Annotated in this window: 23 protein-coding genes and 1 tRNA gene; 10 read left to right on the top strand and 14 right to left on the bottom strand. The window is 44.2% G+C overall.

What is annotated here, in order from left to right:
- Positions 1-20: 20 nt before the first annotated feature.
- Both OAG1_RS05360 and OAG1_RS05355 read right to left on the bottom strand, forming a co-directional pair.
- Positions 21-746, bottom strand: a complete 726-nt coding sequence (locus OAG1_RS05360) for a hypothetical protein (RefSeq protein ID WP_338624632.1) — start codon at positions 744-746, stop codon at positions 21-23.
- A 192-nt stretch (positions 747-938) separates the two neighbouring features.
- Positions 939-3,137, bottom strand: a complete 2,199-nt coding sequence (locus OAG1_RS05355; RefSeq protein WP_338624630.1) for a malate synthase G — start codon at positions 3,135-3,137, stop codon at positions 939-941.
- A 296-nt stretch (positions 3,138-3,433) separates the two neighbouring features.
- On the opposite strand from OAG1_RS05355, the gene OAG1_RS05350 reads away from it, so the two are divergent.
- Together OAG1_RS05350 and OAG1_RS05345 are read left to right on the top strand one after the other, a co-directional pair.
- Positions 3,434-4,351: a hypothetical protein gene (locus tag OAG1_RS05350; protein ID WP_338624628.1), complete on the top strand. Its 918-nt coding sequence runs from the start codon at positions 3,434-3,436 to the stop codon at positions 4,349-4,351.
- 38 nt (positions 4,352-4,389) lie between these two features.
- Positions 4,390-4,695 (top strand): 4a-hydroxytetrahydrobiopterin dehydratase, encoded by a 306-nt coding sequence (locus tag OAG1_RS05345; RefSeq protein ID WP_338624626.1) that lies wholly within the window; start codon positions 4,390-4,392, stop codon positions 4,693-4,695.
- Positions 4,696-4,729: 34 nt separating this feature from the next.
- Here OAG1_RS05345 and OAG1_RS05340 read toward each other — a convergent pair whose 3' ends face one another.
- Entirely contained in the window at positions 4,730-5,203 is a 474-nt protein-coding gene (locus tag OAG1_RS05340) for a YHS domain-containing (seleno)protein (protein WP_338624624.1), read from the bottom strand.
- A 113-nt stretch (positions 5,204-5,316) separates the two neighbouring features.
- Between OAG1_RS05340 and OAG1_RS05335 the strand changes: the two genes are divergently transcribed.
- Positions 5,317-6,147: an AraC family transcriptional regulator gene (locus OAG1_RS05335; RefSeq protein ID WP_338624622.1), complete on the top strand. Its 831-nt coding sequence runs from the start codon at positions 5,317-5,319 to the stop codon at positions 6,145-6,147.
- Here OAG1_RS05335 and OAG1_RS05330 read toward each other — a convergent pair.
- On the bottom strand, positions 6,144-6,752 hold the full coding sequence (locus OAG1_RS05330) for a uracil-DNA glycosylase family protein (RefSeq protein WP_338624620.1): 609 nt from the start codon (positions 6,750-6,752) through the stop codon (positions 6,144-6,146). The genes OAG1_RS05335 and OAG1_RS05330 overlap by 4 nt on opposite strands.
- Complete coding sequence (locus tag OAG1_RS05325) at positions 6,752-7,792, bottom strand: NADP(H)-dependent aldo-keto reductase (protein WP_338626415.1); 1,041 nt, start codon at positions 7,790-7,792, stop codon at positions 6,752-6,754. The genes OAG1_RS05330 and OAG1_RS05325 overlap by 1 nt, the downstream gene beginning before the upstream one ends.
- Positions 7,793-8,007: 215 nt before the next feature.
- Between OAG1_RS05325 and OAG1_RS05320 the strand changes: the two genes are divergently transcribed.
- Positions 8,008-9,369, top strand: a complete 1,362-nt coding sequence (locus OAG1_RS05320; protein WP_016402940.1) for a pullulanase-associated domain-containing protein — start codon at positions 8,008-8,010, stop codon at positions 9,367-9,369.
- 117 nt (positions 9,370-9,486) lie between these two features.
- Positions 9,487-10,143: an HAD family hydrolase gene (locus tag OAG1_RS05315; protein ID WP_338624617.1), complete on the top strand. Its 657-nt coding sequence runs from the start codon at positions 9,487-9,489 to the stop codon at positions 10,141-10,143.
- A gap of 478 nt (positions 10,144-10,621) precedes the next feature.
- Here OAG1_RS05315 and bfr (OAG1_RS05310) read toward each other — a convergent pair whose 3' ends face one another.
- The 4 genes from bfr (OAG1_RS05310) to OAG1_RS05295 form a co-directional block, all read right to left on the bottom strand.
- Positions 10,622-11,089: a bacterioferritin gene (bfr, locus tag OAG1_RS05310; RefSeq protein WP_016402942.1), complete on the bottom strand. Its 468-nt coding sequence runs from the start codon at positions 11,087-11,089 to the stop codon at positions 10,622-10,624.
- Positions 11,089-11,568: a bacterioferritin gene (gene bfr / locus OAG1_RS05305; RefSeq protein ID WP_338624614.1), complete on the bottom strand. Its 480-nt coding sequence runs from the start codon at positions 11,566-11,568 to the stop codon at positions 11,089-11,091. Before bfr (OAG1_RS05305) ends, bfr (OAG1_RS05310) begins: the two co-directional genes overlap by 1 nt.
- A 451-nt stretch (positions 11,569-12,019) precedes the next feature.
- Positions 12,020-12,706 carry a monofunctional biosynthetic peptidoglycan transglycosylase gene (gene mtgA, locus OAG1_RS05300; protein ID WP_338624612.1) on the bottom strand — a complete coding sequence of 229 codons (687 nt, stop codon included), beginning with the start codon at positions 12,704-12,706 and terminating at the stop codon, positions 12,020-12,022.
- Between the two features lie 44 nt (positions 12,707-12,750).
- Positions 12,751-13,953 (bottom strand): benzoate/H(+) symporter BenE family transporter, encoded by a 1,203-nt coding sequence (locus OAG1_RS05295; RefSeq protein ID WP_338624610.1) that lies wholly within the window; start codon positions 13,951-13,953, stop codon positions 12,751-12,753.
- A gap of 122 nt (positions 13,954-14,075) precedes the next feature.
- On the opposite strand from OAG1_RS05295, the gene OAG1_RS05290 reads away from it, so the two are divergent.
- A complete protein-coding gene (locus OAG1_RS05290; RefSeq protein ID WP_338624608.1) occupies positions 14,076-14,654 on the top strand; it encodes an XRE family transcriptional regulator in 579 nt (192 codons plus the stop codon).
- Between the two features lie 53 nt (positions 14,655-14,707).
- Here the strand turns inward: OAG1_RS05290 and OAG1_RS05285 are convergent.
- Positions 14,708-14,783, bottom strand: a tRNA-Phe gene (locus OAG1_RS05285).
- A gap of 423 nt (positions 14,784-15,206) precedes the next feature.
- Here OAG1_RS05285 and OAG1_RS05280 point away from each other — a divergent pair.
- The 4 genes from OAG1_RS05280 to OAG1_RS05265 all read left to right on the top strand — a co-directional run bounded on the left by OAG1_RS05280 (position 15,207) and on the right by OAG1_RS05265 (position 18,188).
- Entirely contained in the window at positions 15,207-15,656 is a 450-nt protein-coding gene (locus OAG1_RS05280) for a Fur family transcriptional regulator (RefSeq protein WP_016402947.1), read from the top strand.
- Between the two features lie 87 nt (positions 15,657-15,743).
- The gene (locus OAG1_RS05275; protein WP_338624605.1) at positions 15,744-17,183 is read left to right on the top strand and encodes a peptidoglycan DD-metalloendopeptidase family protein; all 1,440 of its coding nucleotides are present in this window, start codon (positions 15,744-15,746) and stop codon (positions 17,181-17,183) included.
- Positions 17,184-17,319: 136 nt separating this feature from the next.
- Entirely contained in the window at positions 17,320-17,493 is a 174-nt protein-coding gene (locus OAG1_RS05270; RefSeq protein ID WP_338624603.1) for a hypothetical protein, read from the top strand.
- 179 nt (positions 17,494-17,672) lie between these two features.
- Complete coding sequence (locus tag OAG1_RS05265; RefSeq protein WP_338624601.1) at positions 17,673-18,188, top strand: cysteine hydrolase family protein; 516 nt, start codon at positions 17,673-17,675, stop codon at positions 18,186-18,188.
- A gap of 19 nt (positions 18,189-18,207) precedes the next feature.
- Here the strand turns inward: OAG1_RS05265 and edd are convergent, their stop codons facing one another.
- Genes edd through OAG1_RS05245 form a run of 4 tightly spaced genes read right to left on the bottom strand, consistent with a single transcriptional unit; the run spans position 18,208 to position 24,022 of the window.
- Positions 18,208-20,016: a phosphogluconate dehydratase gene (edd, locus tag OAG1_RS05260; RefSeq protein WP_338624599.1), complete on the bottom strand. Its 1,809-nt coding sequence runs from the start codon at positions 20,014-20,016 to the stop codon at positions 18,208-18,210.
- A 7-nt stretch (positions 20,017-20,023) separates the two neighbouring features.
- On the bottom strand, positions 20,024-20,554 hold the full coding sequence (locus tag OAG1_RS05255; RefSeq protein ID WP_338624597.1) for a gluconokinase: 531 nt from the start codon (positions 20,552-20,554) through the stop codon (positions 20,024-20,026).
- Positions 20,551-22,992 carry a glycosyltransferase 36 gene (locus OAG1_RS05250; protein WP_338624595.1) on the bottom strand — a complete coding sequence of 814 codons (2,442 nt, stop codon included), beginning with the start codon at positions 22,990-22,992 and terminating at the stop codon, positions 20,551-20,553. Before OAG1_RS05250 ends, OAG1_RS05255 begins: the two co-directional genes overlap by 4 nt.
- A 4-nt stretch (positions 22,993-22,996) precedes the next feature.
- Entirely contained in the window at positions 22,997-24,022 is a 1,026-nt protein-coding gene (locus OAG1_RS05245; RefSeq protein WP_338624593.1) for a LacI family DNA-binding transcriptional regulator, read from the bottom strand.
- Positions 24,023-24,223 lie beyond the last annotated feature (201 nt).

Genomic DNA, 24,223 nt, shown 5'->3' with positions numbered 1-24,223 from the left:
TTAGTAGCAAGTATCGAACTTTAAAGGGTTTTGGTGTTTGTCTGACCTTCAGCAGTGGCAGCTTTAACACTGTTTGCGTTTGTCTCATCGCGCAAACGCGCCATATTGCGAATATGTTCTACACAAAATTCTACTGAACGCGCTAACTCACGCTTAAGCCCTTCACCACTTTCCAGCTCGACATAAGAAGGCCCTTGCTCAGTATCTGCATACTCAGGCATATTGTTACAAGCTTCTTCAGCAATAACGATTCCCTTTTCACGGTCGATAAGTCGAGCATGCACCTGATAACTCACACGATAATTGTCCCAGTCACTGGTGTAATATATCGAGCTCCAAGATAGGGTGCGAACATCAAGAATGTAGTCATAATCAGAGTATAGTTCGATGATGTTTGGCAATTCAGGAATGGTTACTGATTTAGATTCATCATCCACCACCTTTACTTTATAGCTATCACTTAGGCCGCTGGCTAATTCACGTGCAATATCCAGAGCAGGGTCTTCAATTTGATTGTTTACAATCATGGCATTGCCTGAAGAAATAGCAGAAGCCAACCCCAATAAGCCAAACTGCACATTTGCGGCAGTTTGTGCAGCAAAATCAGGAAGCGCACTATAACGGGTATAAACGAGGCTCTTATCCGCTAAAGATAGAGACTCATTAGCATCTAATGGTTTGGTTTTTATCGTAGAACATGCCGTAAGAGACAACACAACTACTGCAAATATCAGTCGTAGTAACAAGATTTTAATCCTTTAAAAATTTAAGTATCCACTTCGCATACCAAGCTCAATCATGCAGCTTTGGTGCGGACAAAAGACTACCTAATTTAATCAAGGATTTCAGTACCTAAGCACCTGATTTTATTGTTTAATATCAAAATCATACAAAATAAGCACCTATTAAGGTGCTTATTAATAATGAAAATGTTTACCCTACCGGGACTTAAACTCTCGACGCCATGCGTGTAATAGGGGTTCGGTATAACCACTAGGTTGCTCACAACCTTTAAACACCAGATCTAGGGCGGCTTGATAGGCACAACTGGTAGCGACATTTCCTGCCATATTCAGATAGGCTGGGTCGCCACTGTTTTGTTCATCGACCAATGCGGCAATCACTTCAAAACGCTGCTTCACTAGCTCTTCACTTACAATATTGTGTTTTAACCAGTTTGCCACGTGCTGACTAGATATACGCAAGGTAGCGCGATCTTCCATTAAACCTACGCCATTAATATCTGGTACTTTAGAACAACCAACTCCTTGCTCTACCCAGCGAACAACGTAACCAAGAATACCTTGGATGTTGTTATCTAGTTCTGCAATAAGTTGCTGCTCAGTCCAAGCCGTATCAGCCGCTAATGGCGGCGTTAATAAGTCATCTAAGTAACGCTGTTCATCACTACTTAGTGCCTCTAATAGTTGATTTTGAATACTCGATACATTTACCTGGTGATAATGCATCGCATGCAGCGTTGCGGCAGTGGGTGAAGGAACCCAGGCCGTGCTAGCGCCACTTTCTGGATGAGCTTGTTTAGCCTGCATCATAGCTGCCATCATCTCGGGCATGGCCCACATGCCTTTACCTATTTGTGCTTTGCCGTGCAAACCACAAGCAAGGCCGGCTTGAACATTGTTGAGTTCATAAGCTTTAATCCACACGCTTTCTTTTATATCACCTTTTGGCACCATAGCGCCGGCGGCCATGCTAGTGTGAATTTCATCCCCCGTTCTATCTAAGAAACCAGTGTTAATAAACACCACTCGCTGATGAGCTTCTGCTATACACGCTTTTAAATTAACACTGGTGCGGCGTTCTTCATCCATTATGCCCAATTTAATGGTGTTAGCTGTAAGACCGATAAGCTCTTCAACGGCTGCAAAAATTTGATTACTAAACGCAACCTCTTCTGGGCCATGCATCTTAGGTTTAACAATGTAAATCGACCCTTCGCGGGAGTTGCGATAAGGGCTATTTCCAAGCAAATCATGTTTAGCGATGAGGCTGGTAAACACAGCATCAAGTAAACCTTCTGGAACTTCATTGCCCTTAGCGTCTAACATTAGGTTGTTGGTCATCAGGTGACCCACGTTACGAACAAACATTAACGAGCGTCCACTTAAGCTAAAGCCGTGGCCTTGAGTGTTAATGTATTGGCGGTTAGGCGCTAGCTCGCGAGTAATCTGTGTGCCGTTTTTGGTTAAGCTTTCATTCAATGTTCCGCACATTAAACCTAACCAGTTTTTGTAAACTTCTACTTTATCTTCGGCGTCTACCGCGGCAATAGAGTCTTCACAATCCATAATGGTGGTAAGTGCAGACTCCAATACAATGTCTTTTACATTGGCACTGTCTTGCGCGCCAATTTGGTGTTCTTCATCAAACTGAATTTCGATATGTAGCCCATGGTGTTGCAACAAAATCGCCGAAGGCTGCTCGGCATCTCCTTGGTAGCCCGCAAGGTGAGAGGCTTCTTCCAAGGTGGTATTCGAACCGTCTTTAAGGCCAACCAGTAAACCACCAGAAAGCACACTGTATTTGGTTGCATCAGCATGGCTGCCATGAGCTAAGGGACAATGTTTATCAAGTAATGCGCGGCCATAAGCAATAACCGCTTCTCCACGCGCAGGGTTATAGGCAGAGCCGGGGGCAAGCTCACCACTTTGCTCAATCACATCGGTACCATAGAGTGCATCATACAAACTGCCCCAGCGAGCATTAGCGGCATTTAAGGCATAGCGAGCATTCATTACCGGTACCACTAACTGTGGGCCTGCTAATAGAGCTAGTTCACGGTCTACTTTTGATGTAGCAAGGCTCACTTGCTCAGGCGCTTTAACCAGATAATTAATATCTTGTAGAAACTGTTGGTAAGCTTGGGCATCGATGGGGGCTGGATGCTGCTGATGCCATTGGTCAATTTGGCTTTGTAAGCTATCACGCTTAGCCAACAAATCTTGGTTTTTAGTAATGAAGTGATCTAAATAGGCTTCTAGCCCAGACCAAAAGCTGTCTTGCTCTACACCAGAGTTAGGCAAAACATCCTGATTAATAAACTGATAAAGCAAATTCGATACTTGGTAGTGTTCCAGCTGATGATAGCTAGATGCGTTATTAGTCGGTTTACTCATCAAACGTTCCTTTATTTTATAGTTATTATGTAGTTAACGAAGTTGAAACTTCGCTAATTGGTTCATGTTACCCTTAACAGTGTTGCAAGCCCGACGAGTAACTCGACGCGCAATAGATTTCAGATTAGCATCCCATAATCGGCCCATGAATAACAATTGGCCAAATGTAGCATTTGCAATCATACATCTCTTTGCTAGTATTTTTCAAACACTTGTTTGAATCCGTTTCTAACTTGCGTTTCAATATGTAAATAACACCGCGCTAGCACAGCGTATAACCAAAATGGGGCAAGGACTTGCTAAGGTTTATCACTCGCTACTCTACTCAGCTATTAGCCAGCTGTGTTTTCATCGGCTTTGCGCTGCCTAACTTCTCTAATGCCTTACTGCCTTTTTTACCGGCGGTACTGTTTGCTTTAATGCTATTTACCATCGTAAGTTTGAACATCAGAACCTTAGTTAAAGACTTAGCCCAAACATCAATTTGGCTTTACGCAATTTGGCATACGCTTGGTTTAACCGCTTTGATCATGCTAATTGCTTGGTTTTTCAATGTTAGTAGCCAACTCTATTTAGCCATTGCAGCCACTTGCGCTACTGGCTCTCTGTTCGCCAGCCCTGCGATTGTTCGCTCGATAGGCTTAGATGCTCAACGCTGTATGGCCATGACAATTGCCTCTACCTTATTAATGCCTGGCGTTTTACTGCTTAATAGTCATCTGTTCAGCCACTTTAGTCATAACCAGCAATTACAATTAGACATGCAGGTTTATGGCCAACGTTTAGCAATTTTTATCATATTACCTATTATTATCAGTTTGTTACTGCACAAACTGCTCAAGCAACAACTGATCGACAAAGCACTTATTCAGATCCGGCCGGTAACCATAGTATTGGTGTTTTTTTTTCCCTTGGGCCTAATGGGAGCATTTCGCGAAGTGTATGACACCAGCCCAGCTGTTGCGTTAGAGTATTTAGCAATTGCCAGTGCTGCATGTTTCATTGCCTTTGTCGCCAGCTTTTTGTTGTACCTCAATAAAGGTAAAGAGCTCGCTATAATTAGCGGGGTAACTGCCACTAATCGTAATGTTTTGCTCACCTATAGTATTACCGGTAGCTTTTTAGGGATTGAATACATGATTTATATGGGGGCAATTCAGCTACCCGTGTATTTGTTGCCAATGCTAGTAAAACTGACTTCACGCTCTCGCTAAACTAATCTTATAGGTAATCAAACAAGTTAGAGGTAATTATGAGTGAGCATGCACTAAGCCAACCAGCTATTCACTTAGCCTTAAAACACCTACCGAGTTGGCAGTACCAAAATAACTTTATCGTAAACTCTTATCGGTTTAAGAGCTTTGTACAAGCCTTTGAGTTTATGGGAAGAGTAGCTGATTACGCTGAGCAGCAAAACCATCATCCAGATTGGTCCAACTGCTATAACAAGGTAGATATTTCATTGACCACCCACGAATTAGGCGGAGTAAGTGAACGTGACTTTAAGTTGGCCACACTTATCGAAGACTTGTACCAACAATACTATCTCACCAAGTAGGCAGCCCTAATTGATGAGATAGTGATAGATGCAATTAAAGTTTAGCGGCATCTACGGCTTTTATTTCTGGCCAATTCTGGTTGGCGTCCACAATCAATTCACCGGTGTTTTCTAACCAACGCTGTTGGACCTTTTTATCAAGGTTAAGGTAAAGCTTCCCATCAACAATTTTCCATGCTGTTGGGTCGGTATCAAACTTCTTCTCCATGGCTACGCCAAAGGCACAATAACCACCGTATTGAGGCGCGTACTTAGTAGGGTCAGCTTTAAATGCATCACGATTGTCTGCTGATGCAAAATGGTAGATAGCATTATTATGAGTAGCGGTATAGCTATTGTTACCTTGGGTTGGCTGACCACTGACAAAGTAGGCAACTGGATCATAGCCCTTAATGGCTAAATCATTGGCGTCTACGCTCATACCCACATCGGCAGCAAAGCTAAAGCTACTAAAAGCTAGGGAAGTGGCAAGTGCGCTGGTACGAATAATTGCTTTTAGTGTATTCATTTTCATTCTCCAAATAATAGTGTGCTAAACGACAATGAAACATTAACGGCTAGCTCCGGTCTGTTGGGATACAATCGTTCAGCAATTAGTGCAAAAAGTACGGAATAACTAAAATGGACCAACTTTCTAGCCTACTCAGACAGTTTTCAATCAGCGCTGGTGTTTTTTATTCAGGGCAATTATGTGGCTTATCTGATGTAGCTACAGGTGATGAGCTTGTTGGACACATTCATGTATTGCGATCTGGTAGTTTAAGTATTCAAAGCAAGCAGCAACTGTTAAATGTAGTTGCACCCAGTTTAATTTTTTTCCCCCAACCGCAAGCCCATCGACTTATTGTGGATGAGCAACAGCCAGCAGAACTTGTGTGTGCCACTATTCGATATGACAATGCCAATCACAGTGCGCTAGCGAATGCCTTGCCAGAGCAAATTGTGCTACCGCTTAGTCAACATGCTCAATTTGCCCGCACTATAGAGTTGCTCTTTAACGAAGCCTTTGAGACTGACCAGGGCTCGTTAGTGATAATGGACAAGTTAGTGGAAGTCCTCGTCACCTTATTACTACGCCACAGTATTAACCAACAAAACAAACACTCCGGCTTAATTGCCGGCTTATTGCACCCCAAACTATCGCTCGCCTTAGCGGCTTTACATAAGCAAACGGCTTGCGAGCACTCAGTTGAATGGCTCGCAGAACAAGCGGCTATGTCGCGCACTAGTTTTATTGAAAGCTTTAAGCAGACTATCGGCTGTTCGCCTGGCGACTATTTAGTGGAATGGAAAATCAACCAAGCCAAACAGTTGCTAAAGCGTGGAAAACCGATTACTTGGGTTGCTTCGGAAGTGGGTTATCAAAGTGTATCTGGCTTCACCCGAGCATTTAGAGCCAACACGAATATGTCTCCTAAACAATGGTTAGATGAGCGTAGCTCTAGCAACTAGCTTAATAACTGCTTAATCTGGTTTTGCAGTTTAGGTACTAAGTCTTGCTCAAACCAAAGGTGCTTAGCAAACCAATGGCGATTGCGCGGTGAAGGATGAGGTAAAGGCCATATACCTTGGGCCGCGTAATGCTGATAATTACCAACATTTTCACTTAGCGTAGTTTTTGTATCTGTGGGCAAATAAAGAGCTTGGGCGTATTGGCCAATCAACAAAGTAAGCTCAACCTTGTTGAGCTGTTCGATGATTTGTTGATGCCAAGTATCAAAACACAGTTTTGGTGGCGGCAAATCTCCATGCCTGCCTTTACCGGGGTAACAAAAAGCCGAAGGAACAATCGCCACCGTTTCTGCATCATAAAATGTCTCTGGTTCTAGCGCCAACCATTGTCTTAAACGCTTACCACTGGCGTCATCCCAAGGCACGCCACTTTTGTGTACTTTTATTCCAGGAGCCTGGCCAATAATCAATATCTTTGAGTGAACACTAGCCTGCACCACTGGGCGTGGCTCAAGCTGTTTCTCACACAAACGACAAGCACTCACCTGCTCTAGTAATTGCCTAAAGCTTTCAGAACGATCTTCTTTGATCATAGATTCACGCATTAGGGACAAGGTATCCTAAATGTATCACCCAGCTCTTGAATTCGCTGCTCCAACTGATCAGACATTAACACTTTAGTACTACTCAGATTTTCTTTGAGCTGTTCAAGGTTGGTGGCACCAATAATATTGGCTCCCACAAAGCTACGCTGATTGACAAATGCCAAGGCCAACTGGGCAGGACTTAATTCAAATTCACGCGCTAAATCGACATAATGCTGAATCGCTTGTTGAGCTTCTGCGCCATAGCGAGCAAAACGCTTATATAAGGTGAGTCGTGCACCTTCGGGCCATTGATCATTCAAATACTTCCCAGTTAGTGCACCAAATGCTAATGGGGAATAGGCTAATAAAGGAATATTCTCGCGGTGCGACACTTCCGCTAAGGCAACTTCAAAACTTCGATTAAGCAAATTGTAAGGGTTTTGGATCGAGACGATCTTCGGCAAGTTATGCTTCACTGCTAAATGAACATAACGCATTGCTCCCCATGGTGTTTCATTAGAGATCCCCAGGTAGCGAACCTTTCCCGAATTCACAAGATCAGCTAAGGCTTCAAGTGTTTCTATAATAGGTGTTTGATCAGCGCCTTCTTGATGCTGATAGTTTAACTGGCCAAAAAAGTTGGTAGCACGATCTGGCCAATGCACCTGATAAAGATCAAGGTAATCGGTTTGTAATCGATTTAAAGAGTCTTCTAGTGCTTGATGAATGCCATTCCATGTAAGCCGCATATCTTGGCGGATGTAACCACCGCGATCTGATTTAGAAGGCGCAGCAACCTTTGAGGCTAATATCAGCTCGTCTCTACATTTTCGCCGTGTTAAGTAGTCGCCAATGATAGTCTCGGTGTCACCTTGGGTACTTTGTTGAGGTGGCACTGGGTACATTTCTGCTGTATCAATAAAATTAACCCCATGCGCCAAAGCGTAATCAAGTTGATCAAAAGCCTGATCACGAGAGTTTTGCTCTCCCCAAGTCATTGTTCCTAAGCAAATTTCGCTTACTCGTAAATTTGACTCTCCTAATTGACGATATTTCATCATGCAATCCTCATAAGGTCAGACAATTTCTTTTTGACGTAAAAAACAATTAGCAGCAAAAACTGGACATTTTTACTGCAAAAACCTGCAGCAATTGGAGCTAAGTCTATTTTTCTTTAAAATTTAACACCATATTGGTGATCTAGTTGCTACTTCTTTAATGTTTTTTTAGTTATTATGGGTTCATGCGACTTAAACAAGTTAATGGAGTAATTGTGCAAAGAGCATCCATATTTATATTACTTTTCTGGTGTATTAGTACAGTTGCCAGTGCAGATAGCGTAACTGTTCACTACAAGAGCATTAATAACAACTATGATGGTTGGGGTTTACATATCTGGGCCGGTGAAGAAATGGTGAATGGCAAACAAGTTGGTGCTAGAACCGACTTCCGTTTGCGTAAAGGCACCACCCCTGGCGACCCGTTAATGCCGAGCAAGTTTGACGACTTCGGTGTAGCCTTTACGATCCCTGTACGTAAAGATGCTAAACAATTCTCATACACGTTGACTAATGGTGAACTTCACCATATGAACGTTGAAGAATGGAAGTGGATCAAAAGCAAGCATGGTTTAGAGATTTGGATTGTAGAAAAAGATCCGAAGATATACACCGGCGTGCCAAGACAGTTTGCTAAAAGTGCTACAACGCAAACGGCAAAAACCACAACTACTTCAGCTAAGCCTAAAGCAGTACTGCCACCGCCAGTGCCTAAAGCTAAAGCAACAACCACTACAGCCAAGGTAGCTGCCAAGCCTAAGCCTACGCCAAAACCGGTTGCGAAGAGTACAGGCCCAAGCCCAGAAATGACGCGTACTTTGAATTTGCTTAAGAACGATTTAAGCAAAAAGAATAAGACTATTAACAAGCTTCAGTCTGCGCTAAACGATACTCAAAAAATCAACCAGCGTTTACAAAACGACTTAAACAGCAAGTTGATTGACTACCAAGCCTTGCTGCAACTTAACGACAAAATAAGCAACGAAAACCGCACATTAACTGCGTCTAACCAAAGCTTATATGCGCAAGTTGAACAGGCTGGTAGCAGCAATGCCGAAGCTCAGTTGTTAGAGCGAAATCAGCAGCTTGAAAAACAACTTGCTGGCGTTAACGAGCAAGTGCTTGGTTTACAGAAAACCATTGCTGAAAACACCGGTAACTCTGAGCAACAAAAACAGTTGCAAGAGCAGTTTAACCAAATGCAAACGCAACGAGATGAGCTACGAGCAGACAACAACAAGTTAAGTGCTCATATTGTAGAACTTGTACAACGCTCGGAAAATGCTGGCCAAGCCCAAGAGTCAGGCATTGCTTGGTGGTTATTCGGCGCGGTAGTTGCGGTGCTAGTGGTATTAATTGGTCTAGTCTTCTTGGCAACCAGCAAGCGTTACAAAGATCTTCAGTTAGATATGGAAGATGCGCTTAAACGTAAAGAAGAAGAAATCAAAACCGAGAAAATTTACGCTGCAGCTGCTAACGAGAAGCTACGCAAGGTACTTCACGGTGAAGCGCAACAACGCAGTTGGGCGCCAGTACCAGATGGCTTACCAGAGAATCTCAAAAAAGATACTGCATAAAATAACAAGGCCAGCTCAGCTGGCCTTTTCTTTACCCTCAATAAAATTTAGCCATTGAGCTATCCTTCAGTTTTCCTTAGCATCGTCTTTAGTCGCTCACACGTGAAAGAGGCCTATGTGGAACTACATATATTCGATTTAGATGAAACACTGATCGCTGGCGACAGTGGCGTACTATGGCATCAATTTCTAGTACAGGAAGGAGTGGTTACCCAAGCAGGTTTTCTTGAACAAGACGCTGCAATGATGCAGCAATATGCTTTAGGCGAGCTAGCCTTAGAGCAATACATATCTTTCAGTTTAACTCCGATAAAACACCTTAGTAGTGAGCAAGTTGACCGCTTAGTAAGTCAGTTTGTTCGCCAGCAAGTTAATCGTATTGTCTACCCGCAAGGCCAAGCATTAATCTCTCAGTTAAAGCAAAGCCATGAAGTACTTATAATCTCCGCTACAGTTAGCTTTATAGTTAACCAGATTGCGCAATTATTAGGTGTTGAACATCATTTAGGCGTTGATTTACATGCCGAGCAGGGAAAGTACACAGAACAAATACATGGTGTTGCTAGCTTTCGAGAAGGTAAAGTCACACGGCTTAAGCAATGGCTCACTAGTCAGTCAAGGCAGTACTCATCAATCAGCTTTTATTCTGACTCAATTAACGACCAGCCCTTACTAGAGTATGCAGACAATGCATACACGGTTAACCCCTGCCCTAAGCTTAAACAGCTCGCTTTAGAGCGGAACTGGACGCAATTTAGCTGGCAGCTCAGCTAATACCAATCGTACTAGGGTCTGTTGATCTTTGCTGATGGTTTTTGCAGTAATTTGTTTGCCATTTAGGCAAGGCAGTGAGTGTGCAGTTAAGTGGGCTTAATAATCACTCGCTAACGCTGGATAAATGGCTAAGAAATGCTGCCCGAAGGGTTCGGATAAGCGAACTTTACTCTTTGTTAAGCACTTCTTGCTTAGCCCACTAGGCTTCTAAGTGCTCGCCGCGATTAAAGCCCGCTTATCTCGAACAAAATTTCAACACCAAAGATCAACAGACCCTAAGTAACAGTTCACTCTATCTGGTTAAAATACTCGATAACTGCGTTAGAATTTTTGATTGTAGAATAATTACTTATCGAAAAATCCTGCCTTATTCTCGAGTATTTTTCCTGCGTTTTTTTGAACTCTTACTTAGTGTGATTGGTATAAAACAAAAAACGAGAGCAAAAGCTCTCGTTTTTATATCTGCTGGGCACAACTTTTACATTTGGCTTTGTAGGTAATTCTCTAAGCCAATTTTCTTAATTAAGCCTAACTGCTGCTCTAACCAATAAGCGTGATCCATCTCGGTATCATCAATCAGGGTTTGCAACATGTTACGTGTTACGTAATCTTGCTTAAGCTCGCAAAGGGCCATCGCTTCTTTTAGTAAGGCATCAACTTCGTACTCAACTTTTAAGTCATTCTCAAGCATACTTGGTACATCGCTACCAATACGCAAAGGCTCACGCTTACTTAAGTCTGGAGTACCTTCTAAGAACAAAATACGTTGAATAAGCAATGAGGCGTGACCTTTCTCATCATCAAACTCGTGGTCGATGCGCTCATATAACTTATTGAGGCCCCAGTCTTCATACATGCGTGAATGGATAAAGTACTGATCCATTGCCGTTAGTTCATTCATCAACAGGCGGTTTAGCACATCAATGACTTCATTATTACCTTTCATTAGTCATCTCCTTCGGTAATTTGAGCAGCTAAATAGTTTTCTAGGCCCATTTTTTCAATTTGATATTGTTGAGTTTCAATCCAATCAATATGATCTTCTTCGTAATCTAAGATTTCTTCTAACAAATCTCGACTAACGAAGTCTTTAGCCTGCTCACATTCGGCAATAGCTTGTTTAATGATTGGCAACTGCTCTAACTGGAAGTCCATATCACATTGCAGCATTTCCTCGGTCGACTCACCAATGCGCAATACACCCAACATGTGGGCATGAGGTAAACCTTCTAGGAACAAAACTCGCTCCATTAATTTGTCGGCTTGCTTCATATCCTTAATCGATTTTTTATAATTACGCTCATTCAGCGCATCAAAACCCCAGTTTTTATACATTCTGGCATGTAAAAAATACTGGTTAATCGAAGTAAGTTCTGAAACTAACACCTTATTTAACAAAGCAATTATATTTGGTTCGGCTTTCATTACTGCGCTCCAAGCTGCCAATTTGAGGTATCGAAAAAGTATACACCCTAACTAAGCTCACTGCATAATACATTTACATTTCATTAACTTACAGTAAAAAGAATGACAACCATTATCATTAATATTTAAATTTAGTATGCGATTAAGTGACCAAAATTAAAATCGATTTACCGATCACACTCTTTAGCGATTGTTTAAAAAAACAGCAGTCAATATTGATCTAAAACAAGTTCTAAAATTCAGTGTTTACTCAACATTTAGTATAATTACATTGAATCAAACTCCAGGGATGGCTAAACACAAGTGAGGTCACTATGTTCTTTGGATTCTTAAAAACACTCTCAAAAGCTAGCCTTATCGCAATCTCTGTATTTGTCATTTTGCTTTGTCTAAAGCTGTCATCTCAATTCGCTATAGACCTTTTCCAAGCAGCACTTTAGTCATGCGTAAACTAATGGCGGCTCAACTCTAAAGATCCTAATTGGCGCATTTGCTGGCGAATCCACGAGATTCGCTGGCTCATAAACGCACTGTTGGGGTTTAGTGAGTAGCGATATGGACTTGGCAGCAAGGCTGCCAAGCTTGCCGCTTGATGAGCGCTAAGTTGTGATGAAGACAAAGCGAAGTAATGCTGACTAGCAGCCTCTACCCCGTAGATACCAGGACCAAACTCAGCAATATTTAAGTAAATCTCGATGATTCTGGATTTAGGTAGGTTCAACTCCAGCAAACCTGCAAAGCCAGCCTCTACTGCCTTTCGCCAATAACTCTGACTAGGCCACAACCACAGATTCTTGGCAGTTTGTTGAGTAATAGTACTACCGCCCCTTAATCGCCCGCCTTGTTGATTGCTCTTATACGCTTTCCAGATAGCTAAAAAGTCTACGCCATAGTGCGACAAAAACCGTTGGTCTTCAGCGGCAACCACCGCCAAGGGCATTGATTTGTTGATATTAGCTAATGGTATCCATTGGTGCTGTACTTGCTCAGGGTAAGAAACAGGGGGGAACCAAGCACGGTGTATACGCCAAGACCAAATTGATGGGTCTATCCAACGCAAGGCTAACACCATTAACTCGGCAAACAGAGCAAGTAGCAGAAAGCCTTTTAGTAAATAGAACAAAAAACGTTTAATCAACGACGTAAACAATCATATTTGTGATGCTTCAACCTTAAGATAAGCTAGGCTTTATTGCTAGCTTCTCTAGTCTCTTTAACTATTCCAGCGGCTTCATTACGAGAAAAAAGGTAGTGCACGATCAAACCTAAACTTAGGCCCCAAAACGCGCTGGCAATGCCAAACAAGTTGACCGATGAAGCCGTTACCAAAAAAGTAATGGCGGCCGCCTCTCTCCCCTTTGTGCAGGCCAAGGCAGTTGATAAACTGTTTGCGATGGTACTAATCAGCGCTAAACCAGCAATAGCCACCACCAACTCTTGAGGAAAAGCGGCAAACAAACTCACCACCGTTGCTCCCAGCAAGCCCACCAGTAGATAAAACACTCCAGCCCATATCGAGGCAAAATAGCGTTTTGTGGGATCTTCATCGGCCTCCTTGCCCATGCAAATTGCAGCAGTAATGGCCGCCAAATTAAAAGCAAAGCCTCCAAATGGCGCTAGCAGTATCCCGGCGACGCCTGTCCAAGATATCAGTGGAGAAATTGCAGGCCGATATCCGTTGCCATATAAGGCAGCGATACCAGGCATATTTTGTGAGGCCATGGTGACCACAAACAAAGGCAAACCTACACCTAAAATTGCTTGCCATGAGAACGCTGGACTAATCCACACCGGCATAGCTAGCTCTAAAGTCACCGACGATAACTCCAGCAAACCCAAGTAAAAAGCTGCTGTAATGCCTACCAGTAAGGTAACCAGCATAACGTAGCGTGGGCCATACAATTTGCCGATTAGGTAGCAGGCCACCATGCTGGATACCAATACCAATTGGCTCTCTAGTGATTGAAACAACTGCAAACTAAATTGCAATAACACCCCAGCTAACATCGCGGAGGCCACTGATTGTGGGATCCAACGGATCAGCTTATCCATCAACCCACTTAAACCCACTAAAGTTATTAATAGCGAGCTAAACAAAAACGCACCAATCGCTTGATTAACCGAGAGCCCAGATAAGCTAGTCACTAGCAGTGCTGCGCCAGGCGTAGACCAAGCAGTAAGAATCGGCTTTTTGTGATACCAAGAAAAGCCGATACTCGTCGCCCCCATCCCAATACCTAAAGCCCACAACCACGAACCAATTTGCTGTTCGCTAGCTCCTGCCGAAGCAGCAGCTTGAAACACAATAACGGCTGAGCTGGTATAGCCCACTAATACTGCGATAAAACCAGCCGACACTCGAGATAAAACAAACCAGTCACGCATAGCTACTCCTTGGCTTAACTGTAAATTCCTACTCACACCGTGCGCTATAGCGCACGCACTGGACAAGCCTAGCACTTGTGCGCTATAACGTACAAGACTAATTTTTCAACAAGTAGGTTATTTTGCTGGCCTTAAATCAATATCTCGCGGCAGCGCTCAAACAGCAGCGTAAAGACAAACAGTGGAGTTTAGACACCACAGCCAAACAAACCGGTGTGAGTAAAGCCATGTTAGGGCAAATAGAACGTGGTGAATCTAGCCCCACTATTGCCACATTGTGGAAAATAGCCGGAGGCTTTAATACTTCCTTATCAACCTTTTTAGAGCCAGAACTTGCAGAACAAGCTCAGCCAGAAATTCGCAGCGCAGATCAACTTCGCCAACAACCCGCCAGCGATGACATGCTCGTAGCAATTTTATTCCCTTACGATGAAAAGTATGGCTTTGAGATGTACGAACTCACCTTGTTAGAGAACTATCAGCGAGTATCTGAGCCCCACGAAGCTGGAGTGAGTGAACATGTCATTGTGACCAGTGGGGAGATGGAAGTTTTAGCTAACGGGCAATGGAATAAACTCAGCCAAGGACAAGCGTTGCGCTTTGCCGGCGATAAACCACACGGCTACAGAAACTTAAACAAGCAAGCGGCGGTGTTTCATTGCTTAATTCACTATTCTCGCAATAAATCTCAGCAGAACTAAACGCAAGGCTTGAAACGAAAAAAGCCTGCTAAATTTAGCAGGCTTTTTAAAGATGGTGCCCGGAGGCGGAATCGAACCACCGACACGAGGATTTTCAATCCTCTGCTCTACCGACTGAGCTATCCGGGCAACGGCGGCTATTAAACGTTTTTAGCCGAAACAAGTCAACCGCTTTTTCGCAATTAAGGTTCGAGTGCTTACAAAGCGAGCAAACTAAATAAAAAATCAGCACTTTTAGTGGAGCCTTTATCTACAGCAGCTTCAGCGCTAATCAATCGCATTAAATTACTCGGTATTTACATGTCTTCACTCTTTGAAGTAAACAGCAATAGCAGACGGCATAATCACTTAAAGCAGCACATTTTAACCTGTCGCCAATCAACGACAGAATTTAGCGCTTTATTTACAATCACTTAAATAAGACATAAAAAACCATGGCAATGTCGATACTTGACCTTGCAAGACTTGCCTATAAGCAGTGATTGTTATAATGTAACGCTCAAATTTTGTGGGTGTATTTCGCTCATCAGCTAAGTTCTATTTCGGTAAAGCATGTCTACAGCCAATTATATACAACGTGTCAGTGACTACTGTAGCCAAAATAAGCTTAAGTTCACGCCAAATCGTGCAGCAGTGTTGGCTATTCTTCATCAACATCAACAAGCACTTAGCGCTTACGATATTTTGGCTAAGCTGCAACAACAGCAACAAAATACCAAGCCTCCAACGGTATATCGCGCTTTAGATTTCCTACTGCAATATCACTTCATTCAGCATATTGAATCAAGTAGCCGTTACATCATTGGCCACCAGCATGCCCCATTTACTCCACAACCCTTGCTTATTTGCACCGACTGTAAATCTGTCACTCAAATAGGCTTGTCTGAATCATTAAAAATTGAATTGGACCAGTTTGCCGGACAGCAAGGCTTTAAATTGCATTCGCAAAGTTACGAATTCCAAGGGCTTTGCTCTGGTTGCCAACAAGGGCAAGTGTCGTGAATAGCACCACGAACCAGCAAAAGTCGCTCACTAGTATTAATACAATAACAGCTGCGTTAAGACAGCGTTCATTAGGTAAAAGATTGTATGTTTAACAGTAAAACTCGTTTGTTTGGTCGCCCTAGCAGGCTTCCCAACAAACATTGGCAGCTCATTATTGCCTGCGGTGTACTCGTAGGCATTGCCAGTATTTGGCCTAGCTCCAAACAAGTAAGTACCAACAGCCGCCAGCTCATCGAACTGCCGCAAAACGACTTTAAGTCAGAGTCCGATGGCATCACTTTTAGTCTGGCTAGTCGCTCCAATGAAGCCATCGATATAGTAAAGCAGAATACCCAAGATGAGCCCAGTGCCGAGCAGTTTAGACAAGCTGCTGAATCGCCAGTTGTGGCGAAGCAAAACACCAACGAGCCAACACTCACTGCTGCAAAAACAGAGCCTGAACAAGCTGAGGTTGGAGGCGAGCGCAGCTATCAATACACTATTGAGAAGGGTGATACTCTAGGTAAAATTTTCACTCGCTTTAACATCGACCAAACCACGATGTATCAAGTACTAGAGGCGGATATTTCGGTACTAGCTTTAGATACCTTAAGTCCTGGCCATGATCTTACCTTTACCATCGACCACGACCAGCAACAGTTATTGGCCCTACAGCTTGCCTTTAATCCGGCACAAAAAATCATCTTTAAGCGTGTAGATGCAAGCAGCTTCGAATACGAAACCATTAATATTGAAGGGCAATGGCAGAAACAAGCCATAGCAGGCACCATTGAAGGTAGCTTTTACGTATCAGCCCGAAAAGCTGGCTTAAGCCCAAGTGAAGTAGAGCAAGTAGCGCAAATGTTTAAAGACAAACTGCGTTTTTCTCGTGACTTTAGAGCAGGCGATGTATTCCAAGTTGTACGTAATCGCCAATACATCGATGACGAACTCACCGGTCAAAGTGAAATTAGTGCAGTGCGTATTTTTAACCGAGGCAACGAATACAGCGCTTATTTGTTTAGCAATGGTAACTACTATGACAAAGATGGCGAAAGTCTAGCGCGCGCCTTTATGCGAGTACCGCTTAAAGGCGCTCACCGGGTCACCTCTGGTTTTAACCCACGTCGCAAGCACCCAATTACCAGACGTATCTCGCCACATAACGGTGCCGATTTCGGCGTAGCTATTGGCACCCCGGTATTGGCCGCAGGTGATGGCGTAGTAACACGAGTCGAGAATCACCCTTATGCGGGTAAATACATCGTGATTCAACACGGCGGTAAGTATCGCTCACGTTACCTACATTTAAACAAATTTAAAGTTCGCAAAGGGCAACGAGTCACTCGTGGCCAAGTGATAGCAGACTCAGGCAATACCGGCCGCTCAACCGGGCCCCACCTGCATTACGAGTTCCATATTAACGGCCGAGCGGTTAACCCAATGACAGCAAAAATCCCCCTCGCCTCTGCCATTGATAAACAAGAGCGTGCTGAGTTCGACCAGCTGGTGAGCAATATGAATGATTTGATTGCGGCGGGCTAAACCACTTCACTTTCCCCTTTAAAAGCGGACCTTAATTGGTCCGTTTTACTTTTCTTTACGTTTTATTACAGATTGCTGGCAATCAAAAGAGGCTATTCGCGGTCTAATAACATGTACAGCTTGTTAGGGGTATTTTATGAACCGACTTACATTGGTGTTGTTGCTGCTTATTCCAGTGTTGCTCTCAATCTCTATTGCCAGTCAATTACACAAAGGTGTGGCGCTAAATTCATCGCTATTTTCTTCGCAAACTGATTTGCCAGAAAGCCACAACACCCATCCAATATTAGCTAGCAAGGATAATAGCTAGCTCAACACTAAACATGCTAGCTTCTGAGTAAAGCAGTGGTGCCTACTGTTCCTTATTAACACTTCTCACAATGTCAGTTTTACCCTCATAGTTGTCATTTATGACTCTGTTAGCCAACCAGCACCAATCCGATAATAGCCTCACTGATTAAACGCAATTATATTAAAAGGCTAACAATTATGACCACTGCCCTGTTAATCATCGATCTACAAAATGACTATTTCCCTGAAGGCAAATACCCGCTTTGGAATACCTCAAAATGCTTGCAGAACATTCAATCTGCGATAGCAAAGGCTACAGAGCAACAGATGGAGCTTATTCATATTCAACACATTGCCGACCCAGCATTGGGGCTCGCCCCGTTTTTCAATCAAGACTCAAGCGGCGCAGACATTCACCCAGAGATCTTAGCGGCAGCTCCACAAGGCAAAGTGATAGTGAAAAGATTTGCCGACAGCTTCGAGCAAACCGAACTTAATGCTTACCTGCAACAGCGTGGTATAAACAAGCTGCTAATCTGCGGCATGATGACCCAAAACTGTGTTACTCACACTGCCTTATCAAAAGCTGCAAAGGCTTATGAAGTATCCATTTTGGCGGACTGCTGCACCACGGTAGATGAAATGCTACACAACATGGCCCTACATGCCTTGTCTACCCGGGTTCCACTATTAAGCCTTGAGCAAGCTTTTTAAGTTGCGGCTACGTGAAGACTTAGTCATTAAATAATATGGTAGCGCCGCTCTCGGCGCTGCCTACCAAACGCCTAAAGGGATTAAATAGCTCTCTGCCACAACCCTCATCTTGTTTGGTTTTGCTGTCGGCGACAGGCTCTCGTTGCAGTAGTTCTTGCTCGGTAACTTGGCAGTCGATGCGTCCTTTAATCGCATCTAAGTAGATCATGTCACCGTCTTGTACTTTGGCCAGCAAACCGCCTTTGGCCGTTTCTGGACTTAGATGCAACGCGGCAGGAATTTTGCCTGATGCGCCCGACAAGCGACCATCGGTAAGCAGTGCCACCTTAAAACCTTGTTTTTGCAAGTTGCCCAATACTGGCATCAATTTATGTAGCTCTGGCATTCCATTGGCTGCAGGACCGTTATAACGCACCACTACTACAATGTCTTGGTCAAGCTGACCTTGTTGATACGCTTCTACCACTTTGTGCTGACAATCAAATACCTTGGCTGGCGCACAAATAACTTGATGCTCAGCCTTAACTGCACTGGTTTTTATTACAGCCCGCCCCAAGTTTCCGCTTAATACCTGCAAGCCGCCACTGCGATTAAACTGTTTTCCGTCTGCTGCAATCACATGATTATTGTTGCTGGCCTGTGCTGGCCCCCACTTTAGCTCTTCGCCTACTAAAACAGGTGACTGTAAGTAATCACTTAGCTTTCCATAGAGAGTAGTGGCATCCATATGCAGCAAGTCTCGTTGCGCTAACAAACGCAGTAAACTAGGCACTCCACCAGCTTGCTCAAAGGCATTAATATCTGCTGGGCCATTAGGGTACATACTAGAAAGTTGCGGCACTACCTCGGCAAGCAGCGCAAAATCATCCCAATTAATGATAATGCCGGCACAACGGGCAATCGCTATCATATGTAAGGTGTGATTAGTGCTGCCTCCAGAAGCCAACAAAGCCACTAAACCATTCACAATGGCTCTCTCATCGATAACTTGATAGAGCGGGCGATAAGCTGAGCCTCCGCGAGTAATTCCCACCATGTGACTAAGTAAATGTTGATTAAGCTTGTCTCTAAGTGCGGTATTCACATTAACAAAGGCGCTACCCGGTAGCATTAAACCCATGGTTTCAAATACCAGCTGATTAGTATTGGCAGTACCATAAAAAGTGCAGGTGCCGGGCGCATGGTAGGCTTTGTTTTCCATCTGCTGTAGCGCCGCTTTATCCACTTCTCCGGCTGCATGCTGTTGGCGAACCGCCACCTTTTCATCATTGCTAATACCACTTGGCATTGGCCCGCTGGGCATAAAAGCAGTTGGCAGGTGACCAAAAGACAAAGCTCCCATCAACTGCCCTGGGGCAATTTTGTCGCAAACCCCTAATAAGACGCAGGCATCAAACCCTTGATGGCTCAAACCAATGGCAGTGCTTTGGGCAATAAGGTCACGTGAATACAGCGATAAATCCATGCCCTCTTGGCCTTGAGTAACGCCATCACACATCGCAGGCACTCCACCAGCAACTTGCGCGCTATGGCCAAGTTCAGCCATTTTTTGCTGAATCAACTGAGGGTATTGAGCGTAGGGCTGATGAGCACTTAACATATCGTTGTAGGCAGTAATAATAGCCAGATTTACTTTGGTAAAATCTAGCAAACGGTCTTTTTGTTGCTGACCACAGGCAGCAATGGCATGGGCTAAGTTACCACAGCTTAAATGCGCCCTTGCATTCCCCTGCTCTGCTTGTTTCTCCATTCTTTGAACATAAGCGCTGCGCAAGCCTTGGCTGCGCGCAATAATGTTTTGGGTAACTTGTTTGATAGTGGGATTCATTTCAACCTCAATTAAGCGCAGGCTTGCGACTAATACTATTAATACAACGTGCTAGTACCTGCTCTAGGTTAGCGTCAATTTCAATCGGAATAACATCAGCTTCGGCAGAAGAAGGGGCTTCTAAGGTGGCAAATTGGCTAGCTAATAAGTGCTGTGGCATAAAATGATTACTGCGCCGCTCTAGCCTTTGCTGAATTAGAGTTTGTTCACCTTTTAAGTAGATAAACACCACTTTATTGCTTACTTGGCGCAATAGATCTCGGTAAGATTTCTTTAATGCAGAACAAACAATGACTACCGTTTTTCGTTGCTGGCTAATAGCATCAGCTTTAGCCACTATGCTCGCCAGCCAAGGCTTACGGTCCTCATCATTTAGTGCAAGACCACTGCGCATCTTTTCTATGTTGCTTTGAGGGTGTAGCGTATCTCCGTCAATAAACTCAGCTTGCAGATAGTTTGCCAGCCCTTCACCAATGCTAGATTTGCCACAGCCGGAAACTCCCATAATGTAATAAACCATACCCTGTTCAGCATTCATACTAAGGCACTCTCAGCAGCGGCTTGGCTGGCCTTGTCTTCTAGTGCCTGTATTACCCTTATCTGATACCGTTCGCCAGCCACGAAACCACTAAGCAGCAATTTACCATCGGCCAGCTGAATAATGGTGAGCTTAGCTTCATCAGCACTCAATAGCTGTTTTGCGCTTATAGGCTTGGCACCGCCTCCACTAAGTTGTTGGTATTGGACATCAAAGCTTGCCCCTCTAAACTCTCGAACCACCGAGGCTTTAGGCCAATCACTTGGCAGCTGCGGCCGAAGCAGCAAGCCCTGTGGCGTACCACGTAGGCCAAATAACTGCTCAACCACTAATTGATAATACCAAGCGCAAGTACCAGTATTAAACAAGTTACTTGAGCGCCCAGCAGTGCGTGGGTATTGGTAATAAGCGCCGCGATAATAGTTAGGTAAATAAATGGGCAATTGCCCACGCACTTTCAATTCGTCTGCTGCATTGCTTGGCAGCATTTTGCGCAATACATCAAATGCCCGCTCCCCTTCTTCACAGGCATACAAAGAAGCCGCGTAAAACGCTGCTGCATGGTTATACACCGAGCCATTTTCGGCACTGCCCGGCCACTTTTGAGTAACTCGACCAACATCATCGCGCATTTCGGTAAAGGCAGGCGCACTCATCATTACGCCAAACGGCGTGTCTAACTGCTCATCAATGGCCTGCAGCATCTGCGTTTTTTGCTCATTACTGGCAGCCCCACATAACATTGCCCAGCTCTGGGCATTAAGAAATATTCGCCCTTCCTTATCGCTGCTTATGCCAAATAACTTCCCTGCATCGGTAATGCCGCGCCCATACCATGCGCCATCCCAAAAATAGTGATTAATGCGCTGGTTTAATTGTTCTGCATATTGGCGAAAGGCTTGAGCTAAGGCAGCTTCGCCTAAGTGCTCACACACAGGCACCCACAGTTGTAAGGCATAAGAAATGGCTTCGGCTAACCAACCCGACACGCCCTTGCCTTGATAGCCCACCATGTTCATTGGGTCGCACCAATCCCCCTGGGCGATATAAGGCAAACCACGTTCATCTTTGGCCTCACACAAAAATTGCATCGCCTTGCTAACATGCTCAAATACACTTTGCTCGAGTGGGTTATCTGCCCAACAAAGCCTAAGTTGTAGCAAGCTATAGTCGTTGGTTTCTTGAAGATAGGCGTTTAACACAATGGCGAGCCAAACGGGGTGGTCGGTATGGGGCACTTGGTTAATGTACTTAAGCTCCGCCTGTTCGCTTAACAAAATGCCGTCGGGCATCTCACCTGAGAACTTTTGCTGTTTTAGCGCGGTTAGCAATGCCTGTTTACAGGCTTCTGGTTTGAGGTAAACCATGCCCATGGCATCTTGCAAATAGTTACGGGTTTGAGGATCGGTCGTTAAACGCTGACTATCACCATGATAAAACACCTGCCTAGGCAGCCAATGGTTAACAAAGTGATTAAACTGCTGATCGGGCGTCTCTATGGAAATACAGCCTTTGGCCTGAGCAAAATAGGCTTCGCTAGCTTGGCGTTGAGGCTCTAGCTCGGCGTACAAATACTGCTGGTTGAGTTGCTTAATTTCGGCCTTATCTTTCGCCGGACCAAAACTAAGATTAAGCACATCGCTGCCCTTGGCCGGTAAATTATATTGAAACTGCATAATCGCCGCTGGCAGCTCATAATGCGCTTCGCCATTATTTAAGTTTCCACCTTGCTGCAAAGCACTGGGGTTATGTAAACCGCCCTCTCCTTCAAAAGCCTGTTGTGAAACTTCATAGAAATCAGGCAGTCGGCTGGCAGACAAAAAGGTAAGATCTTTGAAGTGCTGATTTTTGAAATAATCAGTTACTTTTTGGTAAGGAGTTACACTACTGCAAACAATCGCATTAAGCTCAGCATCATATTGCCCGCCCATGTTCATCCACGAGGCGTAACCCACTGGGAAATAGGGTATTAAAGAAATGTCTCGGCGCTGCGAGCTTAGGTTTCGCAAAGTGACTTGCCAACTCTCTAGCACTGCATCAACTGCAAGGCTAAGCCTTATACTTAACTCAATATCAAGCTTTTCTACCACCCAGCGAATGTCAGCCAAGCCCGGCTCAAAAGCAAAGCGGTCTAAGTCCACTTTCATTGGCTCGTAGGGAGCAGAAAACATCTCGCCAGTTTGATTATCTCGCAAGTAGAAAAAACGCCCAGGATGATGACTAAAATAAGGCTGCTCAGGTTGCATAAAGCTTTGCGCAGCTAAATTGGGCACATGAGCATATTTGCGAGGTTCGGGATCCATATATTGGCTAACCGCAAAGCCACGACAGTTCATGTGCAACATCATTTTTTTATTCCACAAATAAGCCGCGCTGTTTGGCGCAATACAAGGGTCTTCTAAGTGATAACGTGTTCCATCTTCTATAAACTTCGCCATAAGCTTAGCCTTCTTTAACCTTAAGATACGGGGATGCTTGGGTGCTCGCTCGCGCAATAAAACGCGGCTCAGACACGCTGGGAATAGTGAGTGTTAAGTCGTAAGCTAAATTGAGTACTTGCCTGCTAGCGGCTGTCGCCATTTGTTTGATAGGAATGGCAATCGTGCTAAGAGGTGGTGAGGCGACTGCGGCAAAATCGACATCATCGTAGCCCAATACCGAAACCTGTTGCGGCACCTTTATGCCAGCCCCCTGCAAGATTGATAAAGCCACTAAGGCAACTTTGTCGCTACCACAAAACAGTGCATCAAAAGGCAACTGTTTATCCAGTAGCTGCTGCACTGCAAACTGGCTAGTGGCAAAATCAAAGCTTCCTTCAATACACAATTCCGGGTTAATCGGCCGACCTTGGCGGGCTAATTCATCCACAAAACCTTGCTGGCGCTGCTGCGCATCTTGGGCACTTAAACGGCCACTTATACAAGCAATGTTCTTATGGCCTAGCGCCAACAAGCTGTTTGCTGCCAAACAACCACCTGCATAATGATCAACACTAAAAGACTGCTTAGACAATAAATCGGTGGAGTGATTAATAAATACCAGCGGTGGGTAATTAGCTTGAGCAATCAGCAGATCTGAAATGGCGATTTCTGGGCACACCATCAGCACCCCATCGCAATCACGATTAATTAAATAGTCTAAGTGCTGCAGATATTCTTCATTACTGTTTGCTTCTTCAGCATTGGCAATAATCAGGTGTTTGTCGTGCAAGCGCAGTTCAAACTCTATGGCTTGTAGTATGTGCTGATAAAAAGGGCCGGACAATGAAGGTAACCAAACACCAATAATGTTGGAGCGCTGGGTAGATAAAGCCCGAGCAAGGCTGTTCGGCCGGTAGTTAAGCTGCTGCATGGCTTCGCTTACCTTTTGTTCAGCCTTGGCAGACACTCCGCCGTTGCCAGCTAAGCAGCGAGATACGGTTCCCACACCTACTTGCGCCAACTTAGCCACATCTTTAATCGTTGCCATCGTTTCCAATATTGCTAACCCGCCTTGGAACTAGCATGGTCGCCAAATCTTAGATGCTCAAGCTTTAAACAAGCAAAACGGAACCGATTCCAAATTACTATGAAACCAAGCTTGAATTAGCTCTTTAGTTTCACAGCAGCTCTTCAAAACGCTGACAAATTGCCAACAACAAAAGCTCGCGTAGTCGCGTTCAAACAACTA

Origin of the sequence: Agarivorans sp. OAG1, from assembly GCF_037076485.1 — a bacterium.
Taxonomy (GTDB): domain Bacteria; phylum Pseudomonadota; class Gammaproteobacteria; order Enterobacterales; family Celerinatantimonadaceae; genus Agarivorans; species Agarivorans albus.
Note: the sequence above shows the minus strand (reverse complement) of the source record. Positions and strands in the feature narration are given on the sequence as shown.